The following is a 21,402-nucleotide window of genomic DNA, read 5'->3' on the forward strand; positions in this document are numbered from 1 at the left end:
TGAGAGAAAAGCCGAGAACAATCAAACTGGTTAACAACTATTTTTTCGGCGGTTGACAGAATGAGATAATTCACGCCCGTCAATCGTTCGGTCCACGATGCGAAGTGGCGTCCTCATCGTCTTCAACGAGCGCCACGCCATGAAGTTGCTGCGCGAGTACATCGCCTATTACAACGCCGATCGCTGCCATTACGGACTGGGCAAGGATGCCCCTGTTTCACGGCCCGCCCAACGCCGCACTTCGTATGCTGCACGAATTGTGGCCCTTCCGAGAGTCGGCGGCCTGCACCATCGCTACGAGTGGCGCGACGCAGCGTAGGGTTCGGGCGTGTCGGGCTGACGGCAGGAAGCTCCCATCGACGCTGGGGGTGTGTCCTGCTGTTGGAATTTCCACTTGAATTCGCGCCCGGGCCGATGCTCCCGCCAAAAGCGACCGCTGGCCACCGATCAAAACTCGGCGTCAAAGAACAAATTGGAGGAACGAGGACATCAATCCGCGGGCGAAATCACGCGCGATCTAATTTTGGCGAGCCACAATGATTCCCTTGGGAATCCCATTGGAAGGCCATGAAAACGCCCCATGCATGAGGGTCGTATCAAACGACCTCCGCGCGCGAGGGGTTTGACCGCCACCAGTCGTCGATACAAAATCGATCTCCAAGCCCTCGCGATCGAAAGCCGTCGAGAATTTCAACGCTTCCTTTCTTGACAGCGCGTTCACTGATGTGCTGCAATTACCGCCTAGAGAAAGGTGGAACCAATGGGCGACAAGTCTGAGAAATCCAAGAACAAGAACAAGAAGCAAGGCGAGGACAAAAAGAAACGCGCCCAGGCGGCCGCAGCCGCGAAGAAGGTGCCCCTGCCCTCAGGTCCCAAGAAGAAGTAGCGGGCGTCTCGACGGCGGCCTTTCGAGCCGGTGGCGGCGACGACGTTGACGTCCCGCCCTTCTTTTCCTCTCCGCCCGGCAGTAACGTGGACTCAGTGGAGGTTCACCATGTCGGGGCGCCTGTCCCTCGCCAAAACTCGTCCATTAATGAAATCAACGAATTACTCGATCATGTCATAGTCTTCAACGAGCGCCACGCCATGAGGCTGCTGCGCGAGTACGTCGCCTACTACAGCGCCGACCGCTGCCACTACAGGCTTGGTAAAGATTCCCCGATTCCACGGCCCGCCCAACGCCGCACTTCGTATGCTGCACGAATTGTGGCCCTTCCGAGAGTCGGCGGCCTGCTCCATCGCTACGAGTGGCGCGACGCGGCGTAGGATCAGGCAGCCAACGGCAATCAGCAGATATTGTTCATTGATGCGGCGGTGTGTGCGGACAACGGGTTTTCCACACGACTATGCACCAGGGGCGACTCTGCCACCCATCGGGATCAATCTCTTTCGGGCCGTTTCAATTGAAAAAGAACGAAACGCGGGTTCGATTGCGTTGATTCAACGGCTCGATGATGGCCGATCTGTTTTTGGCGAGCGACAGGCTCCATTGAAGCCATGATAGGATACCGCGAGCAACGCAAGCATATAACTGGTCTCCACGGTCTCCGGACCGTGGCTCCATTGAAGCATACACTGGACTAACCTGGAGCGGGTAGCATGCGAGGTGTCTCCACGGTCTCCGGACCGTGGCTCCATTGAAGCTGCTCTACTTTGATAATTTTACCGGCGAACACACCGGTCTCCGCGGTCTCCGGACCGCGGCTCCATTGAAGCACGCGGATCGGGTGGTAAATGTCCTGTGGCTCGCCAAAACCAGATCACGGGTGATTTCGACCTTTGGTTCGGGTCATCGCTAATCCGTAGTAGCGGGTCTCCATCGGCAGCAGTCTCAGCCCGTGCAATGGTTCAAGTAAAAGTCCGACAGCTGGACAAACCACGGCCTGATCGACGTATCCCGCTGGCGACCTGAAATCAGCGAGCCCTGCGCCACGTCGCGCCACTCGTAGCGATGGTGCAGGCCGCCGACTCTCGGCAGGGCTATAACGGAACCAATATCCCAGGAAGCCGAGCAGCAAACGAACCGTTTTCAGCGGATTTTGAGCCTTCATGTCGACAAGGTAGCCCGATTCAGCCATGCTCGCAACATGCTGATTTCATTGCCGGATGAGTTTTGGCGAGGGACAGGATCCTTGACGGCAAAGTTCGGCCGCAGGCGGGGCTTGGGTCCAGCGTTAGAAGTTGCCCCGAAATACCGACTGCGTTATGCTGACAACAATTCAGCAAGGAAGCACCCGATCACGAGCGGAGAATGGACATATTTTTATTGTCAAGGGATTTTGGCGCAAAGAGTATTCGATCCAATAGGTCCAAAACATCGGCGAAAAGAATCTGTACCCGATGAAAGAACAGACGCCGGTAAAAGGTTCAGGGCCGCGAGAAAAAAAGCCGCGTAATGTACGTGTCTTCGTCTCCTCCACCTTCCAGGATATGCAGCAAGAGCGCGACGAGTTGATCAAGAACATCTTCCCTCAACTGCGCAAGATGTGCGCCGAACGCGGGGTGGGATTCACCGAGGTCGATTTGCGTTGGGGCGTGACGCAAGAGCAGTCCGAGCGCGGCGAGGTGTTACCCATCTGTTTGGCTGAGATCGAGCACTGCCGCCCGTATTTCATCGGCCTGTTGGGCGAACGCTACGGTTGGGTGCCCGATTCCATTCCCCCGGAGTTGATCAGGGAAATGCCCTGGCTCGCCGAACACCTGGAAAAAAGCGTCACCGAACTGGAAATATTGCACGGCGTGTTGAACAACCCAGCAATGGCGGATCACGCCTTTTTCTACTTCCGAGATCCGGCCAGCCCACTGACTGTTCCATCGGACAACGAGACATCGGCGGAAAAGCTCAAGAAGCTAAAAACAAGGATTAAGGCCGAAGGTTTCCCGGTCAAAGAGAACTACTCCGACCCGGAAACTGCGGGGCAATTGGCCTTTAAAGACCTCATGGATGCCATTGATCGGGATTACCCCGACCAGAAGTTGACGCCATTGGACCGTATGCGGTTGGACCACGAGATGTTTGCTGAAAGCCGGGCTAGGGTCTATGTCGGGCGGAAGGAATACTTCGACACCCTGGACAAGCATATGCGGGAAGACGGCGCGCCGCTCGTGATCCTGGGCGAATCCGGATCGGGGAAATCCGCCCTGCTGGCCAATTGGGCGATCAAGTTTCAGAAGGAAAACCCGAAAGTGTTTTTCTTGGTGCACTTTATTGGTAGCAACGCCGACAGCGCCAATTGGGCGGTGATGCTTCGCAGGATCATGGGGGAGATCAAGCAGCGGGACACTATGACCGATGAGTTGCCGGACACTCCCGAAAAGCTGCGCGCCGAATTCCCCAACTGGCTCTCCATGGCCGCGGCTCGCGGGCGCTTGGTTCTGGTGCTCGATGGACTAAACCAGCTTGAAGACCGCGACCAGGCACCCGACCTAGTTTGGCTGCCGGAGTTCGTTCCGCCCGAGGTTCAGCTGATCATGTCCACCCTTCCAGGGCGTCCATTGGATGAATTGAAAAGGCGCGGCTGGCCGACAATGGAAATCTTGCCGCTGGCGTACGAGGAAAGACGCGAGCTGATTCAAAAATATCTCCACCTGTTCACCAAGTCGCTTCCCGACGATCAAGTTGATTCGATCGCGTCGACTCCGCAATCGGCCAATCCGCTTTTCGTCCGTGCCCTACTCGATGAACTACGTGTGTTTGGCATTCAAAAGGAAATCCCGCGCCGCATTGAGCAGTATCTTCAGGCGCGAAATCCGAAAGAGCTGTACGAGTTAGTCCTGGCCCGGCTCGAAGACGACTACGGACCAGCGTTGGTGCGCGACGCCATGTCTCTGTTGTGGGCGGCGAGGCGGGGGCTGTCGGAATCCGAACTCCTCGACATCCTGAACATACCGCCATTGGCCTGGTCGCCCCCTCACCTGGCTATGGACGAATCTCTCGTGCTTCGTTCCGGGCTCATCGGCTTTTTTCACGAGTTTCTGCGGCAGGCCGTGCATGATCGATATCTGAACATGCCGGATGCCGAGAAAGCCGCGCACGTGCAAATCGCAGACTACTTCACCATGCGCGATATCAACGACCGCAAAGTGGATGAACTGCCGTGGCAGCTTGCTGAAGCCCGTGAATGGAAACGACTAAAGAGCTGTTTTGAGGATCTGCCTTTTTTTGCGGCCGCGTACATAAAGAACCAATTCGAATTACGTGCTTATTGGCAAAAGATTGAGGAGAATTCAACGGTTACTTGTGTGAAAGTGTATGAGAAAATTCTCGACAATCCTTCTGAATATATTGAGTTTCTTTTTGTACTTTCAGACCTGTTTTATTCAAAGGGGTACATTGATGAAGCATTGAAACTTAGAAATACCCAAAGAAAATACTATCGCTCTATCCATGATTATGCCAACCTGCAAAGGATTCTTCATAATCAGGCATCAATTTTATTCGACAGAGGCGAGTATGATAGTGCTATGGTTCTTCATAAGGAACAGGAACAAATATGCCGAAAATTGGGAGACAGGAAAGGCCTTTCTGTCTCGCTAGGTGCTATGGCCTTGATACTTAGAAATCTGGGTGATCTAAATGGCTCGATTATTTTGCTAAAGGAACAGGAAACAATATGTCGAAAAATGCAAAATGAAGATGGCTTATCTTCATCGCTTGGCAATCAAGCAGTTAATTTTAAAGATTTGGGCGAATTGATAAAGGCGATGGACTTGCTAAAGGAACAAGAAGGGATTTGCAGACGAATTGGTGATCGAGTTGGCTTGTCTGCCTCTCTGGGAAACCAAGGAACAATTCTTAAAAATATCGGCGATCTCGAAGGAGCAATGATTCTCCACAAGGAGCAAGAAAAAATATGCCGACAATTAGGAGATATGCATATGCTATCTATTTCCTTGGGTAACCAAGCATTGCTTTTAAAAGCACGCGGCGATCTCGATGGTGCAATGGCTTTGCACAAGAAGGAAGAGAAAATATACCGGAAAATGGACAACAAGCATGGTTTATCATTATCTATGGGCAATCAGGCTCTAATTCTTTATTCACGAAGCGATCTCGATGGTGCCATGGCTTTGCACAAGGAGGAGGAGCGAATATGTCGTGAGCATGGAATCAAGGATGGACTGCAAAGATCCTTCGGCCATCAAGCCAACATATTGGCCGACAAAGGCGACCTTAAGACCGCAATGGCTCTTTATAAGGAGAAAGAACAAATCTGTCGCCAACTGGGATTAAAAAATAGTTTACAATCGTCTCTTGGTAACCAGGCGTTGATTCTTAAGGAGCTCGGTGATCTGGATGGCGCAATGGTCTTGCTAAAAGACCAGGAAAGGATATGTCGTGAATTGATGAATAAGTACGGATTGTCCAATTCCCTCGGTAATCAGGCTGGCATTCTTTCCCAGCGAGGCGAATTGCAAGATGCAATCGCAGTGTACGAGAAACAAGAACGTATTTGCCGGGAAATTGGGCGGCCCATGGAAATCGCTATTTCCTTATATAATCAAGCAGCGATTCTGGCGGGAGATATGAAGAAGTACAAGGAGGCTCTTCCACTTATAACTGAAGCTCTAAGTATATTTAGTCGCCTCCAAAGCCCCTATGTAAAGTCTGCCAGAGAGGTACTAGATTATATTAGATGCACACTCGAAGTAAAGTGAAATAAATGTCAAAATGTAACCTATCAGAAGGTGTGAAAAGATTGATTTCATATTAATTTTGTCTTTGTTTTTCGCAGGTGGGATGCTGCTGCGTAAGTTGTCTCTCCTCCACATTGAGGACAAGGCCTCCCAGACAGTCTCATCCCTGTGTCAAAACGCGACACGCCAGTACATCCTCCACATACCACAATATTGCACTTTTCGCAGTATCTTGATGCTATGATCGCAACATCTGGTGTAAACACCATAACTGTGCCTTCGCCAAGAGGTCTACCCAACGCTTTGCATTCTCTCCCGCATTGTTCGCAAATTATTTCCACAGGACTGTTGTTGCGGTCCGCGCTGTCAAGCTTTTGCATTTCATTAGCTGACCGCTTAAATTTACCTATTTTAGCAGATATTCTTGCCTTCTGTTTGTATGTAACTTCGACAACGGCTTGCTGAAATATGTCAGCCTCATATTGGTTTGGCTTCTTCCCAAATCCTAAAAACCCTTTCTTGCCTGAGGCCACTAGTCGGATGGCTTTGAGTATCGCGGTATTACTAATTTGCTTCTCCACCTGTGTTTTAGCATTTTGCTCATCGAACGCTTTGATAATAATAGAAGTTGGTCCTGGAGCCGTAATTTCCTTCTTTGTTATGGCGTTCGCGTCGCCAGGGATTTGACTTTGCACTTTCGCAAAGGCTGCTTCCGTTGTTTCTGAATCAGCTTTTATTGTCTTGGGGTTTCCATCTGAGAGCACTTTTTCCGAGAGGAGGTGAAGACCCTCGGGTATCTGAGCTCTAATTTGTTGCCTGGCCTCCTCTAAGGAATTGGCCTCAACATCAATTGTTTTTTCAGACATTGTTTAACCCCTTTCGTGGAGTCCTTCAGGTCTCTGCCGAATAGTCGCGAAACAAAACCCATCATGTCATTCAGGTGCCTCGATAGACGACGACTACGAAGAAAGGACTCCCGGTCTTGTCGTTCGACTCCATAGCCCGGACCTTGTAGTCGTGGCTCTTGACGGGCTCAGGCGGGAAGGCTCCGCCAGTCCTCCCGTGACAGGCTTCGATTCCCGCTTGAACCACCTCGTCCAGCACACCGGAAGCGCCGCGGGCCGCGGCCCGGTAGAGGGATCGCGTCCGGCCATGCTCGCATGGGTGCAGGGGGCCCTGCTTGAGGACCCTGCTAATCCAGGTACCAGCCGTGTCCTCGATGGTTCCGACGGCCACCTTTGACGCGGCTACGGCAACTGCCTCCCCTTCCGGTGCCAGGACGATCGCACCGAGAAGCTCGCTGAGCGGTTTCCCTGAGGCATATCTCGGGTTGCGAAGTTCGTATGGTCTGTCATCAACGGCGAGGCGCACTTCCAAGGGTGGGCGATAGGCGACCTCCACGACGGCCTGTCGGCGCACCGACACCTCGTATTCGCCAGGCCGCCTGCCAATACCGATGAAGCCTCTTCGACCGGGCTTCGTCAACGCCACCTCGCGGACCTCGTCGTCCTCTTCTATCCGGGCCTCGGCTTCGGACCTCGCATCGTTCTCGTCGAGCGCCTCCACCTCGAGCGTTGTCGCGCCAGGCTCACGCAAGACCTTCCGCTCAGCTACCTCCGCATTGTCGGGCAGCTCTGCCTCAGCATTGGCAAATGCCGAGTCGGTGTCCAATCCGACGCCCTTGATGGTCGCGGCAAGACCGAGGTTGATCCAGTCCTGAGAGGTGATGTCCAAACCCGCGGGCAGTTGCTCAAGGGCCTGCGACCACGCGTCTTCCAGGGAATGAGCCACGATGAGGAAGCTGCGCTCTTGGGCTCCCGACGAAGCCTGCTTGGGGCTGCCGGCAGCCGACTGCCCAATGCTCGAACGGAGGACGACGTTCTCGAGCTGGTCAATCGAGTTCTTGATTTCCTCCGGAGGCGCATCACTCTCGTGCTGCCGAGACTCCGACGCCTTTCCCTTCACCGTTGCGAACTCTGTGTCGACCGCCGCACAGACTGCCTCGACGTCGAAATCAGTTCTCCGCCTGTTAGGCACTACGAAGTAGACAAGGCTAATCCCGCCCAGTCGCTTGCCCTGAAATGTCCTCTCGCACCAGACAACATCCGAGTACTCTGGACAGATCGACCTCAACACCTCCCAGCCATCGTCCTCGCTCCCCTTGTACGGATCCGTGGTGACGAGGTACACGGTCTTCTTCTTTGGGTCGAAGCCGGAACAGCTCTCGCAAGCACAGTCCTTACTTGGCGACTTGCCAGTCCCTGTACTGCTCGGGACCGTAGTCGGCCAGACGATATTCCTGGCGGAACATCACATCATTGCACCATATCTCATCGGCAGCGAGATCTGCTTGGACTTCGAAGAGACCGCCGGGCTTGCCGTAGTCCTTCAACTTTGAATCGAACCAGCGATCCCGAAACGCGTTGTGGATACGCGTTGCCGAAGTATGTCCGTCCTTCCGTAGGGCTTCCCAGTTCATCTGAACTCCCCCATGGCCAACAGGGCGTCTGGGATTACCTGCAGGTTGCCATCGACCTGGACCGGCTCTTCACGCTTCAGCCCCTTCATACTCGATAGACCAAACGGGCGGTGAGCATGGCTTCCTGCGACGAGTGGCCACGCTGGCTCCCGGTACGGCATCTGAGCGGCAGTCGCGGCGGCACTGGGACACCAGCGGGCGGAAGCGGGCCCTGGCGGATGGACGAGATGATGGTCAAGACCAGGAAACGACTGCGTCCAGGAGACGATTGTGGCAGGATGCATCTCGCCGGATGCTGCGGCTGGCACCGCAGTCCGCGCAAGGTGCGTGCGGTCCTGATCGCCGCCGCTTGAGGGGAACGAGTTGGCCGCTGCCGCATCCGGACAGCCGTTCTTGGCAATGAACCTGTCGAAGATACGCATCGCCACCCGCTCCACGTCCTATTCATCGCGGTCAAAGACCCTGCAGGCGTCCTGGCGGAATCGCTCGAACGCTGCAAGAAGCTCCGAGGGGTCGGCCGGACACTTCGACTCCATGCGGGCGGGCAGCTCCGAGAGCCAAGCCCCCAGGCGCCGGTCGAGGCGCTCCAAGATGTCACGACGCTCCTCATCTGTGAGTTCAGCCGTCCCGCTTCGACCGACAAGCGAGGCGAACTCCAGCCACGCGAGCCACGGGTCAAGGAAGGCCCAGCGGATGTGCTCCGCCACCTCACGATCCTCAGCAGCAATCCGAGCGACTGCCGGGGACCACTCGTAGTAGCGACTCCAAAAGACGTGAAAGAAGTCTCGAGCCACTGGGTCGCGAGAGATCGCCGAGTCCCGGACTTGCCGAAGGCCCGCAACGAGGGGCGAGTCCGGCCCGCGGCACGCACTCGCAACAATGCAGGCGCCCGACGGCGGCTCACGCTCCTTCGATGGACCAGCCTGGCCGTACAGCTGGTCATGGACGCCGAATGCCCGAGCGAAGTCCTCTGCACCCTCCTCTTCGCCGCATTTCGGGCACTTGTCGCCATAGACTTGCTGTCCGCATGTGCCGCACTTCCAAGCCATGATGACCGTCACCTCCTACTGGGTTTTCCGAACACCCGCGCCGTGCTCGCCCCCAGGTGGGCTGTCGTTCTCGGTTGTCGACGCAGCGGCACCTCCCGCGCGGATCCACTCATCGACCTCGTCCTTCTTGAACTTCCAGAAGCGCCCGACCCGGTGGCCGGGCATCCCCTTTGCGGTGAGCCAGGCGTATACGGTGTCCTTGCTCACGCCGAAGTGCTCGGCGATTTCATCTACCGAAAACCAGCGATCATCTGCGGGCACTCGTTGCTCCTTGACGGCACGTCAACGTCCGCCTGAGATTGACGTGAGAATACTGCGGAGGGGATCCGACGTCAACCCGTGCACGTAGGTTTTGATGGGAATTGGGGGGGGGCTCGCCGGAACTCGGCCGGGGCCGTGGGTACCTAAAACTCCATCCGCGCCTGATTTTAACATTTCTCGGCGTTCATTGGACGATTTGCTGGCATCAAAACAGGGTATTTGGGAAAGTGGTCGCGTCAATCAACTCGGGGAATGATCTACTTTTCATTTGCAGAAGAAAATGGAGCGTTGTCCACAAACGAGTCCATCGGCTGTTGGGCCAGTAATTGGTCAGAAGACAACGGTTTCTTTCGAAAACTGCCTGAGCCAGATGTCTACGCCACGAGCCGGTAGCTGTGATGCAGGCCATTCAAAACCGGTGTTGCCACCACCCTGCCCTTGCCTTCCAGGTTTCGGCTCGAAGGAATATCCTCTGATGGTTTGGGAATGCGCCTGATGCCCTGGTGGTAACGTTCTTGATTGTAAAAGTCCCGAAACTCTCTCAGGATGCGAAACAATTGCCGTTCGTTGAAAATAAGCATGTGATCCAGGCATTCCCGTCGTAGTGTGCCGATCAATCGCTCGCAGAACGCGTTCGCATTGGGTGCTTCAAATGGAGTCGGAATTCCCCGAATATTCATCGTATGAACCAACCAGTAGTCTAGCGAAGATCGACAGGAAACAGATTTACCGTTGAATTTGACTCTGACGGACTTCCCCAACTGGCCAAAGATACCATCGTTGTCATGGATCAGGAATTTGGGAGATTCATCCCAGGTGGCTTGACAAATTTGCTGCTTCAACCAATCCAACGTTGGATTCAGGTTCACTGCAAAGTAGACGATCTGTCGGCTTTCCAGTTCCATAATGACGAGGATGTAAATCCGGGCGAAGAAAAAGGTGAATTGAGTGCAGAAGTCAAAGGACCAGATTTCAAATCCGTGATTCTTCAGAAAGGTGCTCCATTGTTGAGTTCCACGAGGAGGCTTCGACTTTTTGACCCGGTATCGATTCACCGTGCTCGCCGCATGCTCGACTCCAAAAAGCTCCCTCAGCATTCCAGAGATTTTCTTCCCGCTGTAGTCCGGGTGATCGGCGGAAATGCGCCTGATGAAATCAATATGCTCCGGGGTAATGGGCGGTCTGCCCACTTTCTTTTTCGGTTTCGACAGCTTGCGCCAGTAGTCCTTGAATCGGCGACGTTGCCATCGAATGACTGTTTCTGGTTTGACAATGATGAGATGGGATTTCCAGTCGCCCCAGCACTTGGAAAGAAATGTCCAGAGAAGTCTGTCCCGTTCCCTAAGCCTCGACTTTTTCACAGAGCGTTTGAGAACGATGATCTGATTCCGTTGGGCAAGAACCAAAATCGCCATTTTCCGCTGGACATAGCCGAAGAGCAAGAGGTTCAGACAGATTAGTATCGTGGCTTCAAGCAAGATTTTCATGCCGAAAAGCATTTCAAGACAATCTCGAAAAAGCAAGTGAAATCAACATGGACGAAATTTTCGGAACCCACGACCATCGCTACGAGTGGCGCGACGCAGCGTAGGGTTCGGCGACCTCCGACAATCAGCGGGAATCGTTCATTGATGCGGCGGTGTGTGCGGACAACGGGTTTTCCACACGACTATGCACCAGGGGCGACCCTGCCATCCATCGGGATCAATCTCTTTCGGGCCGTTTCAATTGAAAAAGAACGAAACGCGGGTTCGATTGCGTTGATTCAACGGCTCGATGATGGCTGATCTGTTTTTGGCGAGCGACAATCTGGCGCCGGATGCTACGCGCGAGGCCGTGGAGATCTTGGCCGCGGGCTTAGAGTTGGATGAGGATGACGCGGACGGCGTGGTGGTATCCCTCGCAACTAAGAAGCGCATCTCGTAGTGGGAGTAGGGAGTGTGCGACGCAGTGCGTCAGCGCAACGGTTCGGGTCGATCGGCGATGGTGGTCACAGTGCTGGTCACAGTCGCGCAAAGTGTGACGGGTTTTGTGACCAGAACAAAGGAAAGCCCGCAACCAAGGGCGATTGCGGGCATAAACTCTGGCGGGGTTGACGGGACTCGAACCCGCGGCCTCCGGCGTGACAGGCCGGCGTTATAACCAGCTTAACTACAACCCCGCATATCTGCGGTGCCAAAAGAGGCTGCCAATTATAGGGGCTTTGCATCGGCTGTCAAGCGTATTAGACAACCCCTACAACCGGGTGCGAACTGGTGGGCGGAACAGGGCTCGAACCTGCGACCCACGGCGTGTAAGGCCGTTGCTCTGCCAACTGAGCTATCCGCCCTGATCGTCCCGCATCGCCGCCTGAGCCTTCGCCGCGGCGCACGCTACGGGCGAGGGCAAAGGGTTTACCACACGGCTTTTCAAGTCAAGGCGCGAGGGCGAAAAAAAACATAACGCGTCGCGTCATGGACCAGGCTAAAAAAAGGCCGGAGGCACCATCGGCGCCCGGCCTTTTTAGGATGTCCAACCTTAGTAGGGCTAGACGTAGTCCTTGAGTGCCTTGCCCGGTTTGAACTTGGGCACCTTGCACGCCTTGATTTTCATCGTTGCGCCGGTCTGCGGGTTGCGCCCGGTGCGCGCTTTGCGCTTGGTGACGTAGAAGGTGCCGAAGCCCACCAGACTTACCTTCTGGTTTTTCTTCAGCGCCTTTTTGACGTTGACGACCATCGAGTTCAACGCGCGCTCGGCATCCGCCTTGGTCAATGTGGAGTCCTTGGCGATCGCAGCTACCAGTTCCGCCTTGTTCATGATCAATCCCCCCTTAAAAGGATATTCGTCTAATGCACTTATAACACAGACGAGAGAAAGCCTGTCAAGAAAAAACGGGCGCAAACGCTATGCTGGCGGGGCTTTCAGGAGAGCGGACCTCGAACTTCGCGGTATTCCGGCGCTTGCAGCTGCTCGTCGTGGTGCTCGGTGGGCTCATGGCTGAACAGCTCGTCAGGCTGCGCGAGCTGAAGCGCTTCACGCAGCACATCGTCCATGTTTTCCACGAGTACCAGTCGCAGCTGCTTGAGCACGGAGGAGGGGACCTCCTTGAGATCCTTCTCGTTTTCCCTGGGCAGAATCACTGTGCGGATCTGTCCGCGGTGCGCGGCGAGGACCTTCTCTTTGAGACCGCCGATGGGCAAAATGCGGCCGCGCAGGGTGATCTCGCCGGTCATCGCCACGTCGCGTTTGACCGGAATGCGCGTCAGGGCTGAGGCGATGCTGGTGGCCATGGTGATTCCGGCCGAGGGCCCGTCCTTGGGAATCGCGCCCTCGCCGACATGCACGTGTAGATCGACGCGCTGGTAAAACTTGGGGTCGAGCTTGAGCGCCTCGGCGCGCGAACGCACGTAGCTCATCGCGGCTTGCGCGCTCTCCTGCATCACGTCGCCCAGCGAACCGGTGATTGTCAGGCGCCCCTTGCCGGGCATTACCGAGACCTCCGTGGCCAGCAGCTCGCCGCCGACCTCGGTCCAGGCCAAGCCGTTGGTCAGGCCGACTAGGTCCTTCTCTTCGATTTGACCGTAGCGGAAGCGCGGGATACCCAGGTAGCGGCTCAGGTTGCGCGCGGTGATGCGGATCGGCCGCGTGATCTCGTCGCGCACCACCTCTTTGGCAACCTTGCGGCAGATCGAGGCGATCTCGCGCTCGAAGTTGCGCACGCCGGCCTCGCGTATGTAATTGCGGATTATCATCATCAGCGCGCTGTCGCTGATCTGCAGCCGCTCGTCGTTTAGGCCGTGGGCCTCGAGCTGCTTGGCCATCAGGTGGCGTCGGGCGATTTGGAACTGTTCCTGCTCGGTGTAGCCGGCTAGGCGGATGATCTCCATCCGATCCTGCAGCGGCGCCGGGATATGGTGCAGTACGTTGGCCGTGGTGATGAACATCACCTCGCTCAAGTCGTAGTCCAGGTCGAGGTAGTGGTCGTTGAACACGTGGTTCTGTTCCGAGTCGAGCACCTCGAGCAGCGCCGAGGCCGGGTCGCCGCGGAAGTCCGAGGACATCTTGTCGACCTCGTCGAGCAGGAACACCGGGTTGTTGCTGCCGGCCTTGCGTAGCGACTGGATGATCTTGCCCGGCAGCGCGCCGATGTAGGTTCGGCGGTGGCCGCGGATCTCAGCCTCGTCGCGTACGCCGCCGAGGCTCAGCCGTACGAATTTGCGGCCGGTGGCTCTGGCCACCGATTTGCCCAGACTTGTCTTGCCCACTCCCGGCGGGCCGACCAGGCAAAGGATCGGGCCCTTGATTTTGCCCACGAGCTTTTGCACCGCCAGGTACTCGACGATCCGTTCCTTGACCCGTTTGAGCCCGAAGTGGTCCTCGTCGAGGATCCGTTCGGCCTCGCGCAGCTCGATTTTGTCCTCGGTCTTATCGTCCCAGGGCAGGCTGAGGATGGTGTCGATGTAGTTGCGCACCACCGTGGCCTCGGCGCTCATCGGGCTCATCATCTTGAGCTTCTTGATCTCGGACTTGACCTTGGTTGTCGCCTCGGCGCTGAGCTTCTTTTTGGCCAGCAGCTCTTCGAGCTCGCGCAGCTCGCTTTTAAACTCGTCGCGCTCGCCCAGCTCTTTCTGGATCGCGCGCATCTGCTCGTTGAGGTAATACTCCTTCTGGGTGCGCTCCATCTGCTTGCGTACGCGGCTCTTGATTTTGCGCTCGACCTGCAGGATTTCGATCTCGGCGCGCATGTGGCCGAAGATTTTCTCCAGCCGTTCGGTCGCGTCGATGGTCTCGATCACCGCCTGCTTTTCCTCGATCTTGAGGTTCGACAGGTGGGCCACCAGCGTATCGGCCAGGCGCGAGGCCTCTTCGATCGACTGGATGTTGTTGACCATGTCGGCCGGGATGCGCTTGTTGAGCTTGACGTAGGTCTCGAAGGTCGCGTGTACCGAGCGCACCAGCGCCGCGGTCTCCACCGCGTCCCCCACGCCGTCGTCGAGCTGTTCGCAGTAGACCAGGAAAAATTCCTCGTTGGGGATGTATTCGCGGATGCGGGCCCGCGCTCGGCCCTCGATCAGCACTTTGACCGTGCCGTCGGGCAGCCGCAGCATCTGGATGATGTTGCCGATGGTGCCCACGCGGTAGATGTCGGCCTCGGCCGGCTCGTCGATCTTGGCGTCCTGCTGGGCGCACAGCAGTATCTCTTTGTCCTTGCCCATCGCCTCTTCCAAGGCGGCGATGCTCTTGTCGCGTCCGACGAACAGCGGCACGACCATGAACGGAAAAACGACGATATCGCGCAACGGCAGCAGCGGCAGCAGCTTGCGCGCGCCGCTCGCCTGAGGCTCGTTGTTGTCAGTGTCGAACTCGCTCATCGGGCTCCTTTGGTCATCCGGCCTTGACTGCCGTGGGCGCGCCGGCCTTGGCCTTGGCGCCGGCGACCTTCTTCTTTTCGTAAATGATGATCGGCTGCTGTTTGCCCAGGATCACCTCTTCACCGACCACGACCTCTTTAACGTTGGACTGGCTGGGCAGCTCGTACATGATCTCGAGCATGATCCCCTCGAGAATCGCCCGCAGGCCGCGGGCTCCGCTCTTGCGACCCATCGCCTCTTTGGCCACGGCCGAGAGCGCCGAATCGGTGAACGTCAGCTTGACGTCCTCCATCTTGAACAGGGTTTGGTACTGTTTAGCCAGCGAGTTCTTGGGGCGGGTGAGGATTTGGACCAACGCTGAATCGTTTAGCTCCTCGAGGGTCACCAGCACCGGCAGGCGGCCGATGAACTCGGGGATCAGGCCGTACTTGAGCAGATCCTCGGGCCGCACGCTGGCGAGCACCTCGGAGAGGTCCTGCTCCTTTTTGCTTTTGATGTCCGCGCCGAATCCCATCGAGCTCTCGCCGATGCGCGCGCGGATGATCTCGTCCAGCCCGTGGAAAGCGCCGCCGCAGATGAACAGGATGTTGGTGGTGTCGACGTGCAGGAACTCCTGCTGCGGGTGCTTGCGGCCGCCCTTGGGCGGCACGTTGGCCACGGTCCCCTCGATGATCTTCAGCAGTGCCTGCTGCACGCCCTCGCCCGACACGTCGCGCGTGATCGACGGCGAATCGGACTTGCGCGAGATCTTGTCGATCTCGTCGATGTAGATGATCCCCTTCTGGGCGCGCTCGATGTCGAAGTCGGCGTTCTGCACCAGGCTCAGGATGATGTTCTCGACATCCTCGCCCACGTAACCGGCCTCGGTCAGGCAGGTGGCGTCGGCGATGGTAAACGGCACGTTGAGGATCTTGGCCAGGGTCTGCGCCAGCAGGGTCTTACCCGAGCCGGTGGGACCGACCAGCAGGATGTTGCTCTTGGCGATCTCGACGTCCGAGGCCTCGCTGCTGCGCTTGATGCGTTTGTAGTGGTTGTGGACCGCCACGCTCAGCGTCTTCTTGGCCAGCTCCTGGCCGATGACGTACTGGTCGAGGATCGACTTGATCTCTTTGGGCTTGGGCACATCGCCCAACGTGCTTTCCTGGGGCTCGCCGGTCTGGTCCTCGAGCAGGATGTCGTTGCACAGATCGATGCACTCGTCGCAGATGTAGACGTTGGGGCCGGCAATCAGCTTCTTGACCTCGCGCTGACTCTTGCCGCAGAAGCTGCACGATAGGTTGTGGCTGTTGTCGTAACCTGGGCTCATCTAGTGCTCCGTGTTTCGCATCGCATATTGCATGACGCCGCCGCGCGGCGCCATGGTCTGCACCACAATCACTTGGATGGCGGCGACGGATTCCTGACGATCACCTCGTCGATTAGGCCGTAGTCCTTGGCCTCCTTGGCGGTCATGAAGAAGTCGCGCTCCGAATCATGCGAGATTTTTTTAAGGGTGTGCCCGGTGTGGCTGGCCAGGATCTCGTCGATCTCCTTGCGCACCCTGATGATCTCCCGGGCGTGGATGTCCACGTCCGAGGCCTGACCCGAGAAGCCGCCCAGCGGCTGGTGGATCATCACCCGTGCGTGGGGCAGGGCCTGTCGGCGGCCCTTGGTCCCGGCGGCGAGCAGGATCGCGCCCATGCTCGAGGCCTGGCCCACGCAGACTGTGCTCACGCTGGGTTTGATGTACTGCATCGTGTCGTAGATCGCCAGCCCGGCGCTGATCACGCCGCCGGGTGAGTTGATGTATATAAAGATGTCGTGGTCCGGATCCTGACTCTCAAGAAACAGCAATTGGGCGATCACCAGGTTGGACGATATGTCGTCGATCTCGCCGCTGAGGAAAATGATCCGGTCCTTGAGCAGGCGGCTGTAGATGTCGTACTGCCTTTCGCCCTTGGAAGTCTGTTCGACGACGATCGGTACCAGCGGCATTGTCCCTCCGTTCAATTCTCGCCCGACGGGTTAGTCCTCGTCCGCCTCGGCCTGGTTGTTCTCGCTCTCGTTTTCTTCCTGTTGCGGGTCGGTCTGCGGCTGCTCGGGCTCCACGTCGACTATCGTAGCATGAGACATCAGCAGCTCAATGGTCTTCTCATCGGCGAGCTGACTGCGTAGCGCCTCGACCTGACCCTGCTTTTGGAACATCGCCGCGACCTGCTCCACGCTGTTGTTCGCGGACTGGGCGATCTCGGCGTACTTGGCCTCGATCTCCTCGTCCGAGATCTCGATCTTTTCGGCCTTGGCCACATCGCTGAGGATAAAGCCGACCTTGACTTCGCGCTGGGCCCGCTCGCGTCCCGATTCGCGTGTGGAATCGACCAGGCCCGCGGCCTGATCCTCGGGCAGCCCCTGCCTCACCAAGTTGCGTTTGAGCTGCTCTTGCATCGCGTCCAGCCGCCGTTCGACCAACCTGGCCGGAGCCTCGAGTGGATTTTGTGTGAGCAGTTCGTCGAGCAGGCTCTCCTGCGCCGCGTTGTCGGCCTGCTTGGCCTTGGTCTGTTCGATCTCGTCGCGCAGTTTGTCGCACAGCGCTGCGAATGATTCCTCGCCCGCGTCCTTGGCCAGCTCGTCGTCGGCCTCGGGCACAATGCGCTGCATGATCTCGCGCAGTTTGACCTCGAACACGGGATTTTTGCCGGCCAGCTCGGCGTTGCCGTAGTTGTCCGGGAACTTGACCGGGATTTCGCGTTGCTCGTCCTTAACCATGCCGATCAAACCCTGTTCCAGATCCTCGATCATCCGCTTGGCTCCGACCTGCAGCCGGTAGTTCTCGGCGGTTCCGCCCTCGAACGGCTCGCCATCAAGCATCCCCTTGAAGTCGATCTGCGCCCAGTCGCCGTCGGCCAGCGGACGTTCTTCTTCCAGCGGCTCGATGGTCGCGTGCTGTTCGCGGACCTGCGCCACGCGCTGCTCGACCTCCTCGTCGCTGATCTCGAATTTCGGACGCTTGGCGGTCAGCCCTTTGTACTCACCCAGGTTCAGCTTGGGCGCCACCTCGACGACAATATCGAAGGCCATCGAGCCGTCGTCCTCGATCTCGGCGCGTTCGACTTCCGGCGGGCTGATCGGCTCGACCTTGCTCTGCTCCAATGCCAGGGGGAAATATTCCTCGAGCAGTTCGGCGGCCACGTCGGCCTTGATCTGTGAGCCGAAGCGTCGCTCGAGCATCGCCTTGGGCGCCTTGCCCGGTCTGAAGCCGCGGATCTGTGCGCTTTTAGCCACCTGGCGCAGGGCTTTTTCCGTGCGCTGGGTCACCTGTTCGGCCTCGATCCGGCCGCTGATTCGTCTTTTAAGACCTTCCAAAGTCGTTACATTGACTTCCATATATATACTCCCGCCCCATCTCGGCGCATGGGCCGAGGGTGCAGCTAGACCATCATGCTTGTCGCTAAGGCGTCAGCGACGCCACGATGACGAGCCCTTGTGAATAACCCGGGCTAGTTAATGCGAAAAACGTCCGTGGGTCAAGGCGTTGACACGCTCAATCGAGCGGTTCGATCGGCTCGGGGCGCAGGCGCTTACGCGAGGCCAGGGCCGGACCCTGTCGGCGCAGCGTGCCCAGCAGCAGAGCCCGCGAGCGCGAGCCGATGCGGCGCGCCGGTTGCTCGCCGATCGCCATCTGCACCATCTCGATCAGATGGTAGATCGGCTTGGAGGTGTACGACACGTGGCGCATGGCGGAGAGCATCATCTGGCAGCCCGCGCAGTACACGCCCAGGGCGTCGGCCTTAACCGATCGCGCCTCGGCCAGCACACGGTGACCGCCGAGGACCATCCGGTCGGGACGATGGCTGATCTTGATCGGGAACCCGGCGCCGATGCCGCAGCAATAGCTGTTTTCCCGGCAGTGGGGCATCTCGCGTACGTCCACGCCGATCCGCCTCAGAATGCGCCGCGGCAGCTCGGCGTAGCGCGGGCCGAGCAGTTTGGTGTAGCAGCTGTCCTGCAAGGTCACGGTCATCTCCAAGGGCCGCACGACCTTCCAGCGTCCGCTTTCCAGACCCTGGTCGATCAGCTCGAGGTAGGGCGTGATCTCAAGCTCGCGGGTCAGGCCGTAGCGCGGCAGCACGTGTCTGAAGATGTTGTAGCCCGCTGTGCAGAGAATCGTCATCTTGCGCGTGCCCATTTGTTCGAGCCACTGATTCAACCGCCGTGCGGTCCCACGCAGCTGATCCTCGAGCCCCTGGCGGAACAGGGTCTCGCCGCAGCAGTAGTCGTACCCGCCGCGGATATCGAGCCCCTCGAACAGCGCGCTTTTAGTCAGCAGCGGCAGGGAGACAACGTTGCAGCCCGGGTAGCAGATCTCCTCGGCCGGATCCAGGCGTGCCCAGGACTGGACCAGCTCGCGTTCCTCGGCGTTGAAATCATCGGCCGCGGCCTGGCGGAAGTTGTGCGGCTGGTGTGGTTGGAAATAGGCCGACCAGGCGGGCAGCCCCTGCTGCTCGTAGATCGGGGTGAACGAGGCGCGAAACAGGCTCGCCGGATTGGCGTTGTGCTCGCAGCGTAGCGAGCAGGCAAAGCAAGTCTCGCAATGGTACGGCACATGCTCGCCCGTCTCTCCGGCGCGCAGGCGCTCGATCTCGGCCTTGGCCTGGTCCAGGCTCAGGCGCATCACGTCGCACTCGGCCAGGCAGCGGCCGCAAGTCTGGCAAAGCTTGGGGTCGTAGGGCTCGAAAAAGCGCTGGGATTCGTATTCCACGAGACTCTCCACTATTTCAGGGCTGTGGTCATCAAGGGATGATGATATTCAATCCGTCCCCGCCCAACAACCGATTTCCGAACTCGCCATCGGAAATTATGTGTCAGAAGTTACTAAAAGTAATCCCACGCTTTTGCCGCTGTTGAGCCGCTGTGCGGCGTATCTATCCATGATTTAGATCATTTTTCCTTTTAATCAACGTTGGCATGCTTTGTGTAGTTTAGCCCATTAGAACGCATCGCACTGAGGGCTGCGGCAAAGGAGACTGGAAATGATCAGCAGAACATTGATCTTGAGCATAGCGATACTTCTGATATTAGCGGCCTCCAACGTGCTGGCGGGCGATACCCAGACCATGGTGCTTCAGCCCGAGGAGGTCCAGACCCGCTATCTGGATTTGGATACCGTGCCGATCAGCTTGACGATCCTGGTGGATCTGCACAGCGATCAGGCCGCGAATAGCGACTTAGAACAAGTTCAGGCGCAAAAGGGTGATTTCGTCGACTTAACCACCTTGGCCCTACTCCAAGAAGACAGTCACGCCAGCCTGGAATAGGCTTTCGACCCTCCTGAACCTTATCCGACGCCCTGCCCCGCCGCCCCCGGCGGGGCACCTTTTTTATCGGCCCGTTTCATCGGCCTTTATCTGGAGTTTTGATTCGAGCCTGAATAGCAGTTCGGCCAGCTTTACGGCGATCAGTTCATGCCCCAGCGGCGTGGGGTGAACTGCGTCGCTGAACAGCATAGTCTCTGGGCTGTTGGTAAAGTGCTGAGTCGGATCGATGATCGCCACTCCCTGGCGCTGGGCCAGATCGGTTTCGAATTCGCGCAGCTCTGAAATTAACTCAGGGCTGGGGTAGATGATCAGGATCGGGATCGCGCCGTCTGCGCGGATCTTCTGTACAAGGGCGGTCAGGGCGGCTTTCCAGCCGATGACCTTGTCCAGGTCGCGGGCTTGGTCGCGGTCGACCGTAAGCGAACGGGCAAGGAAGCCGCCGAAGGCGACCAACGCCCTGATGCTGTTGAGGCATTCGTTGTGCGGCTGCAAGTGTTCGATATTTTCGTACTGCTGATAATGTATGCCCACCATGATCGTTACGTATTGCGGCTTCCACCAGGTGGACTCTTGGTAGCGTACAAGCTGTTGTCCCAGGTGGCCCGCCGGCATGGCCAGGTTGATCAGTCCGGCCCGATCGAGCCCTTTGTCGTGCAGCAGTTCGATGGTCCGGGCCGGGTATGATCGGTTGAAACCCACGTTGGTGCCAAAGGTCGCCGAGTCGCCCAGGCACAGCAGGCGCGGCTCGAGGACCTGCGTCCGGTCGATCAAAGGGCCGCGGTATCCGGCGTCGTTGATCTCGTAGACTGTGTTCGGCCGCAAGCTGAAGGCGTCGAACGACAGCGGTAGGCTGAAAGTCCCGAGGAATGTGCGGTCCAGCATCGCGTTGCCCATCGGCAGGCAGAACAAGGCCAGGGCCATGAGCCAGAGCGCGGTGCGGCCAAGACGCGGCAGTCGGCTTACAACGGGTCGCAGGCCTCTGCCGAGCAAATCCACGAGCACCAGCATGCAAAGCGTGGACCCCAGGCTGAGCAGGCCCAGCCGCGGCGTGTCGCGGAAGATCCAGAGGAACAAGGCTGTGAGGATCAGCAGGGGAAAGGCGAGCTGTCGCCAGGCGCCGATCGCATCGTCTCTGAACTGAAGCGAGGCATGGATCGCCGACAACAGCGCCAGGGCCCCGACGATCAACGCGACGCTGGGCGGGCCCAGTTGCAGGTTGGACTCCAATAGCGTCAGGATCAGGAAAAATCCAACGTAGGCGCAGCACAACACCAACAGCGCCGCAGCTGCGACGAGCAGGCAGCCGCGAATCAGTTGCAGCCTGCGCATCG

18 protein-coding genes and 2 tRNA genes are annotated in these 21,402 nt (G+C 57.6%); 5 read left to right on the top strand and 15 right to left on the bottom strand.

All coding sequences use genetic code 11. The annotated features are described in order from the left end of the window. Nucleotides 1-139: 139 nt before the first annotated feature. The 3 genes from P9M14_04830 to P9M14_04840 all read left to right on the top strand — a co-directional run bounded on the left by P9M14_04830 (nucleotide 140) and on the right by P9M14_04840 (nucleotide 5,658). A complete protein-coding gene (locus P9M14_04830) occupies nucleotides 140-319 on the top strand; it encodes a hypothetical protein (GenBank protein MDP8255052.1) in 180 nt (59 codons plus the stop codon). A 441-nt stretch (nucleotides 320-760) separates the two neighbouring features. Then, nucleotides 761-886 (top strand): hypothetical protein, encoded by a 126-nt coding sequence (locus P9M14_04835; GenBank protein ID MDP8255053.1) that lies wholly within the window; start codon nucleotides 761-763, stop codon nucleotides 884-886. Between the two features lie 1,454 nt (nucleotides 887-2,340). Then, on the top strand, nucleotides 2,341-5,658 hold the full coding sequence (locus tag P9M14_04840; GenBank protein ID MDP8255054.1) for a DUF4062 domain-containing protein: 3,318 nt from the start codon (nucleotides 2,341-2,343) through the stop codon (nucleotides 5,656-5,658). 47 nt (nucleotides 5,659-5,705) lie between these two features. Here the strand turns inward: P9M14_04840 and P9M14_04845 are convergent, their stop codons facing one another. The 6 genes from P9M14_04845 to P9M14_04870 form a co-directional block, all read right to left on the bottom strand. Then, a complete protein-coding gene (locus P9M14_04845) occupies nucleotides 5,706-6,503 on the bottom strand; it encodes a hypothetical protein (protein ID MDP8255055.1) in 798 nt (265 codons plus the stop codon). 70 nt (nucleotides 6,504-6,573) lie between these two features. Beyond that, nucleotides 6,574-7,827: a hypothetical protein gene (locus tag P9M14_04850; protein ID MDP8255056.1), complete on the bottom strand. Its 1,254-nt coding sequence runs from the start codon at nucleotides 7,825-7,827 to the stop codon at nucleotides 6,574-6,576. Nucleotides 7,828-7,876: 49 nt separating this feature from the next. Continuing rightward, on the bottom strand, nucleotides 7,877-8,116 hold the full coding sequence (locus tag P9M14_04855) for a hypothetical protein (protein ID MDP8255057.1): 240 nt from the start codon (nucleotides 8,114-8,116) through the stop codon (nucleotides 7,877-7,879). A 440-nt stretch (nucleotides 8,117-8,556) separates the two neighbouring features. Further along, complete coding sequence (locus P9M14_04860) at nucleotides 8,557-9,165, bottom strand: hypothetical protein (protein ID MDP8255058.1); 609 nt, start codon at nucleotides 9,163-9,165, stop codon at nucleotides 8,557-8,559. 15 nt (nucleotides 9,166-9,180) lie between these two features. Then, entirely contained in the window at nucleotides 9,181-9,426 is a 246-nt protein-coding gene (locus tag P9M14_04865; protein MDP8255059.1) for a helix-turn-helix domain-containing protein, read from the bottom strand. Nucleotides 9,427-9,800: 374 nt separating this feature from the next. Next, a complete protein-coding gene (locus tag P9M14_04870; protein ID MDP8255060.1) occupies nucleotides 9,801-10,925 on the bottom strand; it encodes an integrase core domain-containing protein in 1,125 nt (374 codons plus the stop codon). A gap of 280 nt (nucleotides 10,926-11,205) precedes the next feature. Here P9M14_04870 and P9M14_04875 point away from each other — a divergent pair, with 280 nt between their 5' ends. After that, nucleotides 11,206-11,352: a hypothetical protein gene (locus tag P9M14_04875; GenBank protein ID MDP8255061.1), complete on the top strand. Its 147-nt coding sequence runs from the start codon at nucleotides 11,206-11,208 to the stop codon at nucleotides 11,350-11,352. 158 nt (nucleotides 11,353-11,510) lie between these two features. Here P9M14_04875 and P9M14_04880 read toward each other — a convergent pair. The 8 genes from P9M14_04880 to P9M14_04915 form a co-directional block, all read right to left on the bottom strand. Then, nucleotides 11,511-11,587: transfer RNA gene (locus tag P9M14_04880), tRNA-Asp, on the bottom strand. 92 nt (nucleotides 11,588-11,679) lie between these two features. Continuing rightward, nucleotides 11,680-11,755, bottom strand: a tRNA-Val gene (locus P9M14_04885). A 197-nt stretch (nucleotides 11,756-11,952) separates the two neighbouring features. Further along, nucleotides 11,953-12,222, bottom strand: a complete 270-nt coding sequence (locus P9M14_04890) for an HU family DNA-binding protein (protein MDP8255062.1) — start codon at nucleotides 12,220-12,222, stop codon at nucleotides 11,953-11,955. 104 nt (nucleotides 12,223-12,326) lie between these two features. Next, nucleotides 12,327-14,777 carry an endopeptidase La gene (gene lon, locus P9M14_04895; protein MDP8255063.1) on the bottom strand — a complete coding sequence of 817 codons (2,451 nt, stop codon included), beginning with the start codon at nucleotides 14,775-14,777 and terminating at the stop codon, nucleotides 12,327-12,329. Nucleotides 14,778-14,790: 13 nt separating this feature from the next. Next, nucleotides 14,791-16,083 carry an ATP-dependent Clp protease ATP-binding subunit ClpX gene (clpX, locus tag P9M14_04900; protein ID MDP8255064.1) on the bottom strand — a complete coding sequence of 431 codons (1,293 nt, stop codon included), beginning with the start codon at nucleotides 16,081-16,083 and terminating at the stop codon, nucleotides 14,791-14,793. A 68-nt stretch (nucleotides 16,084-16,151) separates the two neighbouring features. Next, nucleotides 16,152-16,751, bottom strand: coding sequence for an ATP-dependent Clp endopeptidase proteolytic subunit ClpP (clpP, locus tag P9M14_04905; GenBank protein MDP8255065.1), 600 nt, complete (start codon nucleotides 16,749-16,751; stop codon nucleotides 16,152-16,154). Nucleotides 16,752-16,781: 30 nt separating this feature from the next. Further along, nucleotides 16,782-18,140, bottom strand: a complete 1,359-nt coding sequence (gene tig / locus P9M14_04910; protein MDP8255066.1) for a trigger factor — start codon at nucleotides 18,138-18,140, stop codon at nucleotides 16,782-16,784. 157 nt (nucleotides 18,141-18,297) lie between these two features. Continuing rightward, entirely contained in the window at nucleotides 18,298-19,515 is a 1,218-nt protein-coding gene (locus P9M14_04915) for a (Fe-S)-binding protein (GenBank protein ID MDP8255067.1), read from the bottom strand. Between the two features lie 271 nt (nucleotides 19,516-19,786). Here P9M14_04915 and P9M14_04920 point away from each other — a divergent pair, with 271 nt between their 5' ends. After that, nucleotides 19,787-20,071, top strand: coding sequence for a hypothetical protein (locus P9M14_04920; GenBank protein ID MDP8255068.1), 285 nt, complete (start codon nucleotides 19,787-19,789; stop codon nucleotides 20,069-20,071). A 63-nt stretch (nucleotides 20,072-20,134) separates the two neighbouring features. On the opposite strand, the gene P9M14_04925 is transcribed toward P9M14_04920, so the two are convergent. Next, nucleotides 20,135-21,400, bottom strand: a complete 1,266-nt coding sequence (locus P9M14_04925) for an SGNH/GDSL hydrolase family protein (protein ID MDP8255069.1) — start codon at nucleotides 21,398-21,400, stop codon at nucleotides 20,135-20,137. Nucleotides 21,401-21,402 lie beyond the last annotated feature (2 nt).

The sequence above is a fragment of the Candidatus Alcyoniella australis genome, from assembly GCA_030765605.1.
GTDB lineage: Bacteria > Lernaellota > Lernaellaia > JAVCCG01 > Alcyoniellaceae > Alcyoniella > Alcyoniella australis.